Source organism: Catenovulum sp. 2E275 (genome assembly GCF_025515275.1).
In the GTDB taxonomy this organism is placed as follows: Bacteria; Pseudomonadota; Gammaproteobacteria; order Enterobacterales; family Alteromonadaceae; genus Catenovulum.
This window is the reverse complement of sequence record NZ_JAOPFU010000032.1, coordinates 1-13,249: the sequence shown is the minus strand read 5'-3', so window position 1 is coordinate 13,249 and position 13,249 is coordinate 1. Positions and strand designations below refer to the sequence as shown.

Here is a 13,249-nt window from a genome sequence, read left to right as displayed (position 1 = left end):
TTTTATAAATCCAGTGATTTTTCAAAGTCTTCTGGTTTATCTATGGTGCCTTGCATATCTTTAAGCTGATTATTTTCAAATTGTAGCGTTAACTCAATGCGTCTGTCTGGGCGACCATCGCCATATTCAACATTATATAAGTAATACCAAGTGCTTTGATTAAATGCGTCTTCAATAATCGGTTTGCCTAGTACATAAGCAACCTGTTCTTTGGTCATATTTTGTCTGAGTTTATCAACGTCTTTTTTTTCTATGTAGTTGCCTTGGCGGACATCAATTTTATAAGCGCAGCTAGCTAATGCTAAAGCCAGTGCTAAAGTTATCATCGATTTCATTTAATGCTCTTTTATATTGTTACTTAATACCTGAATCATAAGCAGGCATAGTTTGTTGTGTCGCAGTATATCTTGATTTACGAACAGACAAAAGGTTCAGATGGTTTTAAGATTATTTATCATACCGCTTAAATAAAACGATTTGTGCCATAACCTTTTTGTTCTATTTTACTGATTTTCTCTTCCAGTTGAAGAATGGCTGAAAGGCAACGTTCACGACGTTTAAAAATAGAATGTTCGGCGGGTAAGTTTGGGTTGAGTCTAATTTGGTCATCAAATTGCGCCAGATATTGACGATATTGAGCCAAAGTTTGGTGCATTTTGCCTACTCGGCTTTTGTATTCAGTTGCTGCATTTATATCAATCAACTTTTGGTTAAGCGCCAGTTTAGCCAATAATTCTAATTGGTCATTTAAGCGATCAGCTAATCTTTCATCATTCTGGGTGGTTTTGTTAAATGCTAAATCAATTAAGCGTTTGGTTTCTTCCAAATAATCGTCTAACGTTTCGGCCTGACAAATAAAACTGGTATGAGATTGTAAAATGCTGACCAGTTTTTCCTGATCCGGATTTTGTTTGAGCCTTTCTGTGAGTTTGCTCAAGGTTTGCTCAACTTGTTGCTGTAACGTCATTTTATTCTCTTAATCAATCACATTTTGCGCGTAGCGCATTTTATTCTGTTAGGCTAAGCTTTAGTTAATTATAAATCTAGTTTTTATTTAAGGTGCAAATTCGATGAGGCTTGAAATCAGTTGTGAAAATCGGCTTGGCATCACTCAAGACATACTTGAGATTTTGGTGCGACATCAAATTGATTTACAAGGTATAGAAGTTCATGCTGAAAAAATTTATTTGCATTTTCCTAGCATTGAATTTGCCGAATTTCAGCACTTAATGCCAGAGATACGATTAATTAATGGCGTAAAAGATGTTAAAACAATTAATTTTATGCCTTTTGAGCGTCAGCATTATGAATATCAAGCCGCTTTAAAAAGTGAACTGGAAGCGATTATCTCTGTAGATGAAAAAGGTAAAGTCTTAAACCTTAACCGCGCTGCTATGAGTTTATTAAATAATCAGAGTAAAAAAGATTATGGCCTGATTACGCAGTGGATTAAAGGCATTAACATTCAAAGATGGTTAGATACTAAAAGTAAAGAGCAATTATTGCAAGTTGGCGAAATTGAGCAGCAAACTGTGCAGGTTGAGTTGCATCCTTTATGGTTACCGTCAGAGCAAAATAATATGGTTTTTACCGGTGCTTTAATTAGAATTAAACCCAGCCATGCTCATTATCCGTTAGCGAATCAACAGGCTTTTATTTTAAATCAAACTGTGGCTCATGCATCGGGCAGTAAAAAATTAGTGCGCGATTTAAAAAAACTGGCTCGCACAGAGCTTACGGTTGTTTTTGAAGGCGAAGCCGGTACGGGTAAACATTATTTTGCCAGCTTATGCCATTATTTAAGTGCACACTCGACTAAAGTTGTGCATACCATTGATTGTATTGGGTTATCCGCCGATGAACTGAAATTACAGTTAGCGCAAATAGAGCAGGATAAAATAGTTGGCTCTGTAATATTTCGCCATATAGATAAACTGCTAGCTGACTCTCAAGCTCAGTTATTAACTTGCTTAAAACAAACTCAGCTAACTTGCCGGATATTGGCAACGACCCAAAAAAGTTTAATGTATTTAGTAAATGAAGGGGTATTTGACGAAAACCTATATCAGGCGATTAATCAATTGTGCTTGCATGTTCCGCCGTTAAGAGAGCGAGAAGCTGATCTAGCACAGTTAACCGAGTTATTGGCTCGTAAGGCCTGCAATAAATTTGAACGCCCGCATGTGCAAATTGATAAAGCCGTATTAACGCAGTTAGCCAACCAGCAGTGGATGGGCAACCTGAGTCAGTTAGAAAGTGTAATTAATCAGGCTTTATTGACCAATAATCAGGATAAATTAACGGTTGATGATTTTGAGTTGCCGCAAGCACAAGAGCAAGCTTACAATTTATCCACGGATTTATCCGGTAGTTTAGATGATGCAGTAAAACGTTTTGAAAATGCGCTGTTGCGTCAGTTATATCCGCATTATCCAAGTACCCGTCAATTAGCCCAAAAGTTAGGATTAAGCCATACTGCCATTGCGAATAAACTAAGAGATTACGGCATTAATAAACATACAGTGAAAGTCATTAAGTGATTTTTTTGCATTGGTTAAATTGGCCGATATAAAAATAAATAGCTCCAAATATGGCTCCGGCTAAGTGTGCTTGAGTCGCCACTGCTACCCCAATTAATGCTTCGGTTGATTCACTGGCACCAAAACTTTGTTCGTAAAATACTTTTGCAGCTAAAGCGAGCAATAACAAATATCCGGTTTTATCTTTTGCCTGAATGTCTTTTAATGCACCCCAACAAACCAGCGTATGTAAAATGCCTGAAAAGCCATAATAAATATCAATGTCTGAAAAGAAAAATAACCAAGCAGAGATAAATAAACAGCTTAACAATACTAATTGAATTAATTTAACCGGCTGATAAAAATGACCGTGCAATGCCCAAAGGGCTAAAAATCCTGCGCTATTTAAGATAAAGTGCAGAAAATTACTATGCACTAAATGACCGCTAATAATGCGCCAGCTTTGATTTAACTGAAAATGAGTCAGATGCAGAGAAAAAATATCAACTTGGTTTTGTAGTGTTTGAAAAATAAAAAAGATTAAAATAAAACCGAGTATTAAAGGCAGTTTTCGCCAAGCTAAATCTGACAATAAAGGTAGTGGCATATAAAGGTTAAGAATGATTAAAAACACAGTATAGCGTTATTAAAACTTAAGGCTCAATATTTTTATATACCAACTGACGCTGTTTTATTTTTTAGGAAGAAAGTGATTATGTTTAAGCTAACTCGTTTTTGTATTTTATTTGTCTCTTTGGTGAGTTTATTTTCCCAGCCTATCAGTGCTGAGTCGTTTACACAGCGAGAAGCCAGAGACCCTGAAGCGGCTACAGGTTTTCAGGCTCATGCTTTAGTAACCGCTAAACAGGCGATGGTTAGCTCGGCTAATCCTTATGCTACAAAAGTGGGGTTATCGGTTTTAAAACAAGGTGGAACAGCAATGGATGCTGCGGTGGCTATTCAAGCTGTTTTAACTTTAGTTGAGCCTCAGTCTTCCGGCATTGGCGGAGGTGCTTTTATTTTATATTGGGATCAAAAAGCTCAAAAGTTATTCACGTTGGATGGGCGGGAAGCTGCACCGTCTGCGGCAAATGAGCATTTATTTTTTGAAAATGGTAAACCAATTAGCTGGCATCAAGCGGTTGTTGGCGGTCGCTCTGTTGGGGTGCCCGGAGTGCTAGCGGCACTTGAGTTAGGGCAACAAAAATGGGGTAAATTAAGTTGGCAAAGTTTATTTGAACAAGCCATTGAGTTAAGCGAGCAAGGTTTTATTGTATCGCCCAGATTAGCTAAATTGGTTGAATTAAATATTAACCCCGGACTGGCAAAATTAGAGCCTGCTAAAAGTTATTTTTACCCAGCTAATCAACCGCTTAAAGCCGGTGATTTAAAACGAAACCCGGCATTGGCTGAGCAGTTTAAACAAATTGCAAAACAAGGTAGCCAATATTTTTATCAGGGCGATTTAGCTCAAAAAATAGTTAAAGCGGTTCAAACCAGTGACATTGCTCCGGGTCAGCTTTCGCAGAGTGATCTAAAAAATTATCAGCCTAAATTAAGAGCGCCTTTGTGCGGTGATTATCATGACTATCAGGTTTGTGGTTTTGGTCCGCCGAGTTCTGGCGGTTTTACCGTGCTACAAATTTTACAATTGCTGGAGCCGTTTAAGTTAGCCCAATATCCTGCTAACTCGGCAACTGCGTTACATTTATTTAGTCAGGCATCTAAACTTGCGTTTGCTGATCGAAATAGGTATTTGGCTGATTCAGACTTTACCTCTGTGCCTTTAAATCAGTTATTAAAGCCAGATTATTTGAATAAAAGAAGCGAATTAATTCAACTAAATACAGATTTGGGCGTAGCTAAAGCAGGTGAAATTAGGCAAACAAAAATAGATGAGGGGGCAAGTTTAACTCAACCCAATACTTCACACATTAGCATTGTTGATAAGTGGGGCAATGCTGTGTCGATGACAACCAGTATTGAAATGGCGTTTGGCTCAACTGTCATGGTTGAGGGGTTTTTATTAAATAATCAGCTAACTGATTTTTCATTTTCGCCAAAACAAAATGGGCAGTTAGTGGTTAATCGAGTTGAGCCGAATAAGCGCCCCCGCAGTTCAATGTCGCCTACTATGGTATTTAAAAACGGCCAGTTAGTTGGGGTATTAGGTTCGCCGGGTGGGTCACGAATTATTAATTATGTTGCACAAACCTTGATTGCTAAGCTGGATTGGCAGTTAACGATTCAGGCTGCAATTGATTTACCCAAAATAACTAACTTAAATGGGGAAACCTCATTAGAAGCTGGAACAAATATAGCTGAGTATCAAACTCAATTTGAAAAGTTAGGGCATAAAGTCAATATTCGTGAATTAAACAGCGGTTTGCATGCTATTTGGAAAACTCAGCAAGGCTGGCAAGGCGCAGCCGATCCAAGGCGTGAAGGTATTGCATTAGGCTATTGAGGAGGGGGTGAATAGTTAGCTTGCTCTATTTGTTTAAGCTCTTGCATACTGATATTGTATTTTTGATAGTCTGACGGCAGCGCTTTTATATAAGGGTTTTCAAGCTCAATAATATGGCGCTGGCTTAAACGGCTGGCTTTGACACTACTGGCATAATGTTGAAGCCAGAGTCGTTGAAAGCTGCCATTTTCCATTGCCAGTAATAATCCTTTTTTAACTCTTTCTGCATTTAGTTTATTGTCTTTGCTAGTGAAAAAAAACCTGGGTAATGGGTAATGTAGCGCTATATGTTTATCATAGGTCAGTTCTGGGTAAATAGACTTAAAAATATTAAACTCATTTAACCACTCATTAACACCTCTAAATAGTAATTCTACCCTTTGATTTGCAACCATATCGAACATTTTGTCGTAGCTTGATATTGAGAAAACAGATAATCCATTAGTGCTTAAAATATTTGAATCGAGCCAACCAATTCCTTGAACAACGGTCTTGGTTCTAAAGTCTTGTATACTCGAAGCATATTTTAAAATATCAGGGGTTTTGGATGAAATAAAAGAAATTCTATAACCCACGATGCCTCGTTCTAAGGGGATTGGTATAGCCAATAATGAGTTTGCAAGTTCATCGTTATAAGACAGTTTAAAAAAGAAATTTTTAAACTCACCTTTTATTGCGAGGTTTTCTGATTGTTTTAAGTCAATATTAGGTGTACTGGGTGAGAGTTCAAATTCACCATACTCACTTTCGGTAAGTTTTAAAGCAAGTGCAAGCAATTCTTTAGCATACACATGGCGAGTATCATTTATTCCGTTGGGGGCTAAATAAGTAAAATTCTCTTTAGCAAATACTGTTAAGTCCCAAGTCAATAGTATAAAAAAGATAGTTATTTTTTTTACAAACACGCCCATGTGATTTAGCCTTTTTAGCGATAAACATCTGCTTTTAATTTATCTACTCGCCACTTTCCTTGTTGCTTTACCATAACAATTTTTTTTAAGTCACGGAATCTTTCACCATTATACAAGCCATCAAACATTAAAGTTACATAAGCTTTATCGGCATTTGTATCAGTAAAGGATAAACCTGTGATATTAGTATCTTCTTCTATTTCAACTTTATCATAGCGGCGATTGAATAAAACTTTTTGAACTCTTTCTACAGTGTAATAGCTTTTTAATATTCTGCTATATTGTGGGGTGGTTAATTTTACAGCAGCATTTAAATCCTGTTGGTTGTAAATCGCATCAAAAAACTCAATAGCGACTTCACCTGGTTGTTGTACAGTTAGCTTATTGTTATCACATGCTTGCAGTAAAGCTAGTATAGCAGTAATAAATGCAATTTTAATTGATAAGTTTACATTTAACATAATTAATAGTCTTTATAAATCAATGATTTAATTTTTTGTTAGCCGTTTTTAATAGGGCTATGCAGAGTCTAACACGTTTTGGCTGAATAGGAGTTAGAATATAAAAAATTAATTTGAGTTGCTGATAAAAATTGTTGGCGTATAACTATCTGTTATTGTTAAGGAAAGTTATGAAGAGATTTTTTTGGGAGGGAGATAAGAGCGCAGAGGAAGGTAGCAGATAAGGTCTGCTACCATTAATTATAATTATTGAACTAGCTCAGCTTCGCTGAATACTTCAGCAAATAATGGGCTACTTAAATAGCGCTCAGCAGAGCTAGGTAAAATCACAACAATATTTTTATCTTTGTTTTCTGGTTTTTCTGCTAATCGATTAGCTGCAACCACTGCCGCACCAGAAGAAATACCAGCTAAAATGCCTTCTTCTTTCATTAAGCGGTGAGCCATTGCCATAGCATCTTCGTTCGATACAGCTTCAACACCATCAATAATTGATAAATCAAGGTTGCCCGGAATAAAACCAGCACCAATACCCTGAATTTTGTGTGGACCCGGAGTAAGCTCCTGGCCAGCTAATGCTTGAGCAATAACTGGAGAATCAGTTGGCTCAACAGCAATCGATTGAATCGCTTTACCTTTTTGCTGTTTGATATAACGAGATACACCTGTAATTGTGCCGCCTGTACCAACACCAGCAACAAAAATGTCAACTTGACCGTCTGTATCTTCCCAAATTTCAGGGCCTGTAGTTTGCTCATGAATTTCAGGGTTAGCTGGGTTTTCAAATTGTTGAAGTAATACGTATTTTTCAGGGTTAGCATCACGAATTTCTTCAGCTTTTGCTACCGCACCTTTCATGCCTTTAGGGCCTTCGGTTAATACTATGTTGGCACCTAGTGCTTTTAATAGTTTACGACGCTCTAAACTCATAGTTGCAGGCATAGTTAATGTTAATTTGTAGCCACGAGATGCCGCCACAAACGCAAGCGCAATACCAGTATTACCACTGGTTGGCTCTACAATTTCTTTACCCGGCGCTAAAATGCCTTTTTTCTCGGCATCCCAAATCATGTTTGCACCAATACGGCATTTAACACTAAAGCTAGGATTACGTGATTCCACTTTTGCAAAAACATTACCTGATGTAACACGGTTGAGTTTGACTAGTGGAGTTTTGCCAATTGAAAGTGAATTATCGTCAAAAATGTTCATATTCATTCCTTATTATTATAAGAAGGTATAAGTGAATCATTATTAGCTTATACGCTTATAAGTTAAACAGAAGTGCTTTTTTGTTATAACTAATAGCTATTTGCTTCAAACCAAATAACATGAATCAAACAGCTTAATAAAAGCATATATGGGGATGGAATGGCGTTAGTCAATAAGGATATTATTTTATTATAAAATTAATAACAATGAGGATAAACTTTATTTAGTTTATCCTCATTGAGTCAATGGCTGATCTTAGTTAGTTAAGCACCGCTGCAGTTAACTACCGAATTATCCGTACCGCCGACAGGTGAAGGAAGGTAATTATCTGCGTCCCAATCATTCTCCCAAGTCTCACCATTTAATAGATATTTAAATTGATAAGCTTCACCAGATGTTAAGTCGAGATTTAATGTAAAATCTCCGTTTTTTAGTTTTTTCATTGGGTGGGATACATGATCCCATTTATTAAAATCCCCAACCAAATAAACTTCATCCGCCTGCTGAGCTTGCTCTGCAGTTAGACGAAAAGTGACTTTACAGACAGGTTTAGATTTAAGGTATTGCTTTTTCAGGCTCATACTTTATCCCTTAAGTTGAAAGTTGATAAACAAATTTTAAACGATAGCTGTGATATTTTAATTTAAGTTTTCTTAAAACTTACCCTGTATGTTCAGGCTAGGTTAGTTATTAAACTCAAATAGTTTTAATTCAAAACAATACAAATAATGTACCAAAGCTAAATTTTTATGACGAAACATTTAAAAATAATTTTTTAAAGTAATTAATAATTATTTCCATATTTTTTCATTACTTCTAATAGTTAAGGCTAGTATAACAATTTAAACGTATTTTAGTAGATATGGAGCCTTGATTGTTATTTAGTTCGGGAAATATTATTGCAACTATTAATTGCACCTAGATAAATATAGCTTAAAATCCTTTTTGTATTATTTAGCTTGACTATTTTTAGTGATTGTACAGTGGATATTTAAGTTAAATACAAACTAATAAAAAGATGGATTTAGGTAAAATGACTAAAAAAAGGCTTAAATTTTTATTGCCAGTTGTAATTCTTGTACTGGCTTTTATCGTATTTTTTATGCTGGTTGGTTTAAAACAACCAGTTGAACAAAAACCACTGGAAACTAAAGCGCCTCTGGTAGATGTGATTTCAGTTAACTCTCAAAACTGGCAATTTAAGGTTCGCTCTCAAGGGCTGGTTACGCCGTTATATCAAACCCAATTAACCTCTCAAGTTTCTGGCAAAGTGGTTGAATTAGCCAGTGGGTTTATTGAAGGTGGATTTTTTAAAAAAGGGGAAGTGTTGGTTAAGCTTGAAGCCTCAGATTATCAAACTCAGGTTAAGTCGGCAGAAGCGGCACTAGCAAAAGCAGAAGCCGCATTAAAAGAAGAAAAAGCACGCGGCGAAGTAGCTAAACATGAATGGGAACAGTTAGCTGATCAAGCAACTGATTTAGCGCTGCGCATTCCTCAATTAGAAACTGAAAAAGCGAATGTTGAATCAGCTAAAGCCCAGCTTGAACAAGCTAAACGTAATTTAGAGCGTACATTAATTAAAGCCCCTTATGATGGTATGGTTGTTAGTCGCAATGCGCAGTTAGGGCAATTTTTGGCTTCTGGTACATCGGTTGGGTTAGTTTATGCCACTCAGGTAGCAGAAATTCGTTTACCGGTTAGTTTGGAAGATAGTGAGTATTTAGATTTACGCCAAAACTCGGTGCAAACTGCACCAGCAGAGGTCAGGTTAACCAGCCGAATCGCTAATAAAACTTATCAATGGTCAGCCAGTTTAGCGCGTAGCGAAGGGGTTATTGATAATAGCAGCCGGATGATCTATGTAGTTGCTCAGGTGCAAGACCCTTACAATTTATCTAATACCCATCAATCACCTTTGCATTTTGGGCAATTTGTTGAAGCACAGGTTTTTGGTAAACAGGCTGGCGATGTTGTGCAGGTGCAGCGTAATTTATTAACGGTTGATCAGCAACTTATTGTTTTAAACGACGATATGAGCATTAGCTTGGTTAACCCTGAGATTATTCGCCGTGAACAGGATTATATTTATATTACCAGCGGCATTAAAAATGGAGACAAGCTGGTGGTGTCTGCGTTGAGTAATCCGGTTGAGGGAATGAAGGTAAGAACTGAGTCAAAAAATACCGCTCAGAGTGAGGCGTTAAAATGACTACGGCTCAAACTCAACAAGGGATTATTGCTTGGTTTACGCGTAATCCGGTTGCCGCTAATTTAATGATGCTACTGATTATTTTGGCTGGTATTTACTCCATTTTTACCATTAGAAAACAGTCATTTCCAACCATTACCTTAGATACCATTTCTATTCAAATTCCTTATTTGGGTGCCGCACCAGAAGAAGTTGAAGAAGGTGTTGTTTTAAAGGTTGAAGAAGCGGTTAAAAGATTAGAGGGCATTAAAAAAATTACCTCGAACGCTAATGAAGGGGTTGCTTCTGTCACAATTGAAGTGATGGATGGGTATGATGTACTTGAGCTAATGAATGAAGTGAAAGTTCAGGTCGATGCGATCCCGAGTTTGCCGGAAAATACCGAAAAGCCGGTGGTATACCGAGTGAAACCCGAAGAGGCGGTACTTTGGGTGCAGGTTTATGGCGATATGTCTGAACGCACCATGAAAGAGTATGCCAAGTCTATTCGAGATGAAATTGTATTATTGCCCGGAGTCAGTGCGGCCGAAGTGATTGGCGCTCGTGGTTATGAAATATCAATTGAAGTGCCGGAAAATGTATTACGAGAGCATGAAATTAGCTTGCAGTATGTTGCCGAAAAAATCAGAAGTAGCTCAATTAATTTACCGGGTGGTTCAATCAAAACCGAAAGTGGTGATATTTTACTGAGAACAACTGGTCAAGCTTATTATGCTGATGAATTTTACGATTTAGTATTAAAAACAAATCCAGATGGTAGCCGTTTATTACTTGGTGATATCGCTAATATTCGGGACGGATTTGTTGAGTACGATAGATACTCTCATTTTAATCAGCTTGATAGCGTTGGGATTCAAGTTAAATCCGTCGGTGAGCAAAACGATTTACATATCGCTCAAACGGTTAAGCAGTTTATCGAAAATAAACAAAAAGATTTACCATCTGTCGTGAAATTAAAAATGTGGGGTGATAGCTCTTATTACCTGCAAGGACGACTTGATTTAATGCTCAATAATATGGTGATGGGTGCCTTATTAGTATTTGTGATTTTGTCTTTGTTTTTGCGTTTCAGATTAGCTATTTGGGTTATTGTTGGCTTATTTGTTAGCTTTTTAGGGGCGCTCGCGCTGATGCCGCTGACTGGTGTAAGCATTAACATGATTAGCTTATTTGCTTTTATTTTAGTGCTGGGAATTGTGGTGGATGATGCGATTATTATCGGCGAAAGTGTCCATGCTACTACCACCGCGCATGGTAGTTCAGTTGAAACGGTTATTCGCGGTGCCCAAAAAGTGGCGATGCCTGCCACTTTTGGGGTATTAACAACCATAGTTGCATTTGTGCCTATGTTAATGGTGTCAGGACCGTCATCACCTATTTGGGCATCAATCGGTGTGGTTGTTATGTTATGTTTGGTTTTTTCACTGATTGAATCGAAATGGATTTTACCGTCTCATTTAGTTGGGATAAAAGTAACAGAAAAAACCGAAAGCATGTGGCTTCCTAGGTTTAGAAGTAAAGTTGACGCTAAATTAAATGGTTTTATTCATAATAAATACAAACCGTTTTTACAGCTTTGTTTAAGTTACAGATACACCACAATGGCCAGTTTTATTGCAGTATTAATTTTGGTGATTGGCTTAATTGGCTCTGGTTTAGTTCGGTTTGTCTTTTTTCCTAATTTACCAAGTGATTATGTTCAAGTTTCATTAACGATGGAAGACGGAACACCCGCGGAGCAAACAAATCGGGTATTAAGTAAATTAGAAAGTGCGTTATATCAGGTTGATCAGGATTTAACGGATGAAACTGGCTTTGCACTTTTAGGCAACTCGGTTGCGTTTAACTCAGGACAAACCGCAGGCATGATTTGGGCTGAATTATCTAAAGATGAAAACCGCCCGATTAATGGTTTTGAAGCGGCTAACCGTTGGCGTGATGCGTTTGGTGAAATGCCGGGAGTGCGCTCCGTGAGTTTTTCTGGTTCAATTCAAGGTGGCGCGGGTGCTGATTTAGCCTTTTTATTTAGAAGCGATAATTTAGCGCAAATTGATGCTGCTTCCAGCGAGTTAAAAGAAATATTAAAAGGCTATCAGGGCGTTTATGATGTAGACGACTCTTTTAGCGGTGGTAAAGACGAAATTAAATTAAAAATTAAACCGGAAGCCGAAGCTCAGGGATTAACTTTAATTGATTTAGCGCAGCAGGTTCGCTTGGCCTTTTATGGTGCAGAAGCGCAGCGTATTCAGCGCAATGAAGAAGAAATTAAAGTAATGGTGCGTTACCCAATTAACGAGCGTCAGTCGATTGATAACTTAGAAAAAATGTGGATAAGAACACCAGACGGTGCTCAAGTGCCTTTTTCTTCTGTTGCTGAATATGAAATTGGCGAAGGTTATGCAACCATTCAACGCATTGATTACGAGCGTTCAATTAGTGTCACAGCAAAAGCAGATAAAGCGGTGGCTGAGCCGGGTAAAATTGCTGGTGAGATAATTACCGATGTGATCCCCAATATATTGGCAAAATATCCGCAAGTTTCTTTTGAATTAACCGGCGCATCAAAAGAAGAACAGGATGCTATGTTGAGTCTCGCCATTGGCTTTTTATTTGCCTTGGTTGTGATTTACGCGTTAATGGCAATTCCACTTAAATCCTATTCTCAGCCGATTATTATTATGTCTGTCATTCCATTTGGGATTGTCGGTGCAGTTATTGGCCATGTGATTTTTGGTCTGGCAATGAGTATTTTATCTATGTTCGGGATTATCGCGTTGGCAGGGGTTGTGGTGAATGACTCTTTAATTATGGTCGATTTTGTCAATCGCGCTCGGGAAAGAGGTTTAGCAATTAAAGATGCGGTTGTTCAGGCTGGAACAGAGCGTTTTAGGGCGATTATGCTCACCTCGTTAACGACCTTTTTTGGTTTAGTTCCTATTGTGCTGGAAACCAGTTTGCAGGCTCAAATTGTGATCCCAATGGCGATATCGCTGGCATTTGGTATTTTATTCTCAACTGTTATTACTTTAATTTTAGTGCCATCACTGTATTTATTACTGTCAGATCTTGGCAAAATTAAAGCACGAATTTTCAGTTAATCTAAATTAGACATGCCGCTTGAATTATCAAGCGGCATGTCTTTTGCTTTAAATTTTATACATAATCACACTACTTGTTTCAGATCTTCTTACCGGATGTAACCTTAATGCAATTTAAAAATATTAAATTATTCACCAGTTTAGATATTTAAAATTTGACTTGGACAACAATAAACAACATTGGAATGTGTAATTTCAGGTAAATTGCTTACCTGAAAAATAATTTGATGGTAGCATTTCACCGTTGAAACTAAAAATAACGACAAGGAACCCTACCTATGTTTATACCTGTAATTATGGCCGGCGGCTCAGGTTCGCGTTTATGGCCATTATCACGTTCGGCATACCCAAAGCAGTACTTAGCACTTACCA

Annotated in this window: 11 protein-coding genes and 1 pseudogene; 5 read left to right on the top strand and 7 right to left on the bottom strand. The window is 37.5% G+C overall.

Annotated features, from left to right (window positions below; genetic code table 11):
- Positions 1-2: 2 nt before the first annotated feature.
- Positions 3-335, bottom strand: coding sequence for an outer membrane protein assembly factor BamE (locus tag N7931_RS13900; RefSeq protein ID WP_262794884.1), 333 nt, complete (start codon positions 333-335; stop codon positions 3-5).
- Between the two features lie 128 nt (positions 336-463).
- Positions 464-967: a primosomal replication protein gene (locus tag N7931_RS13895; protein ID WP_262794883.1), complete on the bottom strand. Its 504-nt coding sequence runs from the start codon at positions 965-967 to the stop codon at positions 464-466.
- Between the two features lie 718 nt (positions 968-1,685).
- Between N7931_RS13895 and N7931_RS19620 the strand changes: the two are divergent.
- Positions 1,686-2,540: pseudogene (locus tag N7931_RS19620) on the top strand (TyrR/PhhR family helix-turn-helix DNA-binding protein); the annotation flags it as partial.
- Here the strand turns inward: N7931_RS19620 and rrtA are convergent.
- Positions 2,533-3,153 carry a rhombosortase gene (gene rrtA / locus N7931_RS13885; protein ID WP_262794880.1) on the bottom strand — a complete coding sequence of 207 codons (621 nt, stop codon included), beginning with the start codon at positions 3,151-3,153 and terminating at the stop codon, positions 2,533-2,535. The pseudogene N7931_RS19620 and the gene rrtA overlap by 8 nt on opposite strands.
- Before the next feature lie 81 nt (positions 3,154-3,234).
- On the opposite strand from rrtA, the gene ggt reads away from it, so the two are divergent.
- The gene (gene ggt / locus N7931_RS13880; protein WP_262794879.1) at positions 3,235-4,986 is read left to right on the top strand and encodes a gamma-glutamyltransferase; all 1,752 of its coding nucleotides are present in this window, start codon (positions 3,235-3,237) and stop codon (positions 4,984-4,986) included.
- On the opposite strand, the gene N7931_RS13875 is transcribed toward ggt, so the two are convergent.
- From N7931_RS13875 to N7931_RS13860, 4 genes are all read right to left on the bottom strand, one after another.
- Positions 4,980-5,897: a hypothetical protein gene (locus N7931_RS13875; protein WP_262794878.1), complete on the bottom strand. Its 918-nt coding sequence runs from the start codon at positions 5,895-5,897 to the stop codon at positions 4,980-4,982. The genes ggt and N7931_RS13875 overlap by 7 nt on opposite strands.
- Positions 5,898-5,911: 14 nt before the next feature.
- Positions 5,912-6,358, bottom strand: a complete 447-nt coding sequence (locus N7931_RS13870) for a hypothetical protein (protein ID WP_262794877.1) — start codon at positions 6,356-6,358, stop codon at positions 5,912-5,914.
- 246 nt (positions 6,359-6,604) lie between these two features.
- A complete protein-coding gene (gene cysK / locus N7931_RS13865; protein ID WP_262794876.1) occupies positions 6,605-7,570 on the bottom strand; it encodes a cysteine synthase A in 966 nt (321 codons plus the stop codon).
- A gap of 263 nt (positions 7,571-7,833) precedes the next feature.
- A complete protein-coding gene (locus tag N7931_RS13860) occupies positions 7,834-8,151 on the bottom strand; it encodes an isoamylase early set domain-containing protein (protein WP_262794875.1) in 318 nt (105 codons plus the stop codon).
- Positions 8,152-8,603: 452 nt separating this feature from the next.
- On the opposite strand from N7931_RS13860, the gene N7931_RS13855 reads away from it, so the two are divergent.
- The 3 genes from N7931_RS13855 to N7931_RS13845 form a co-directional block, all read left to right on the top strand.
- Positions 8,604-9,779, top strand: a complete 1,176-nt coding sequence (locus N7931_RS13855; protein WP_262794874.1) for an efflux RND transporter periplasmic adaptor subunit — start codon at positions 8,604-8,606, stop codon at positions 9,777-9,779.
- A complete protein-coding gene (locus tag N7931_RS13850; protein WP_262794873.1) occupies positions 9,776-12,877 on the top strand; it encodes an efflux RND transporter permease subunit in 3,102 nt (1,033 codons plus the stop codon). The genes N7931_RS13855 and N7931_RS13850 overlap by 4 nt, the downstream gene beginning before the upstream one ends.
- 278 nt (positions 12,878-13,155) lie before the next feature.
- The coding region (locus tag N7931_RS13845; RefSeq protein WP_262794928.1) for a sugar phosphate nucleotidyltransferase at positions 13,156-13,249 on the top strand (94 nt) is incomplete at its 3' end.

What these genes read in the sequence shown, in the direction of transcription:
- N7931_RS13900 (WP_262794884.1), bottom strand. Translation starts at nt 335, where the DNA reads ATGAAATCGATGATAACTTTAGCACTGGCTTTAGCATTAGCTAGCTGC.
- N7931_RS13895 (WP_262794883.1), bottom strand. Translation starts at nt 967, where the DNA reads ATGACGTTACAGCAACAAGTTGAGCAAACCTTGAGCAAACTCACAGAA.
- ggt (WP_262794879.1), top strand. Translation starts at nt 3,235, where the DNA reads ATGTTTAAGCTAACTCGTTTTTGTATTTTATTTGTCTCTTTGGTGAGT.
- N7931_RS13875 (WP_262794878.1), bottom strand. Translation starts at nt 5,897, where the DNA reads ATGGGCGTGTTTGTAAAAAAAATAACTATCTTTTTTATACTATTGACT.
- N7931_RS13870 (WP_262794877.1), bottom strand. Translation starts at nt 6,358, where the DNA reads ATGTTAAATGTAAACTTATCAATTAAAATTGCATTTATTACTGCTATA.
- cysK (WP_262794876.1), bottom strand. Translation starts at nt 7,570, where the DNA reads ATGAACATTTTTGACGATAATTCACTTTCAATTGGCAAAACTCCACTA.
- N7931_RS13860 (WP_262794875.1), bottom strand. Translation starts at nt 8,151, where the DNA reads ATGAGCCTGAAAAAGCAATACCTTAAATCTAAACCTGTCTGTAAAGTC.
- N7931_RS13855 (WP_262794874.1), top strand. Translation starts at nt 8,604, where the DNA reads ATGACTAAAAAAAGGCTTAAATTTTTATTGCCAGTTGTAATTCTTGTA.
- N7931_RS13850 (WP_262794873.1), top strand. Translation starts at nt 9,776, where the DNA reads ATGACTACGGCTCAAACTCAACAAGGGATTATTGCTTGGTTTACGCGT.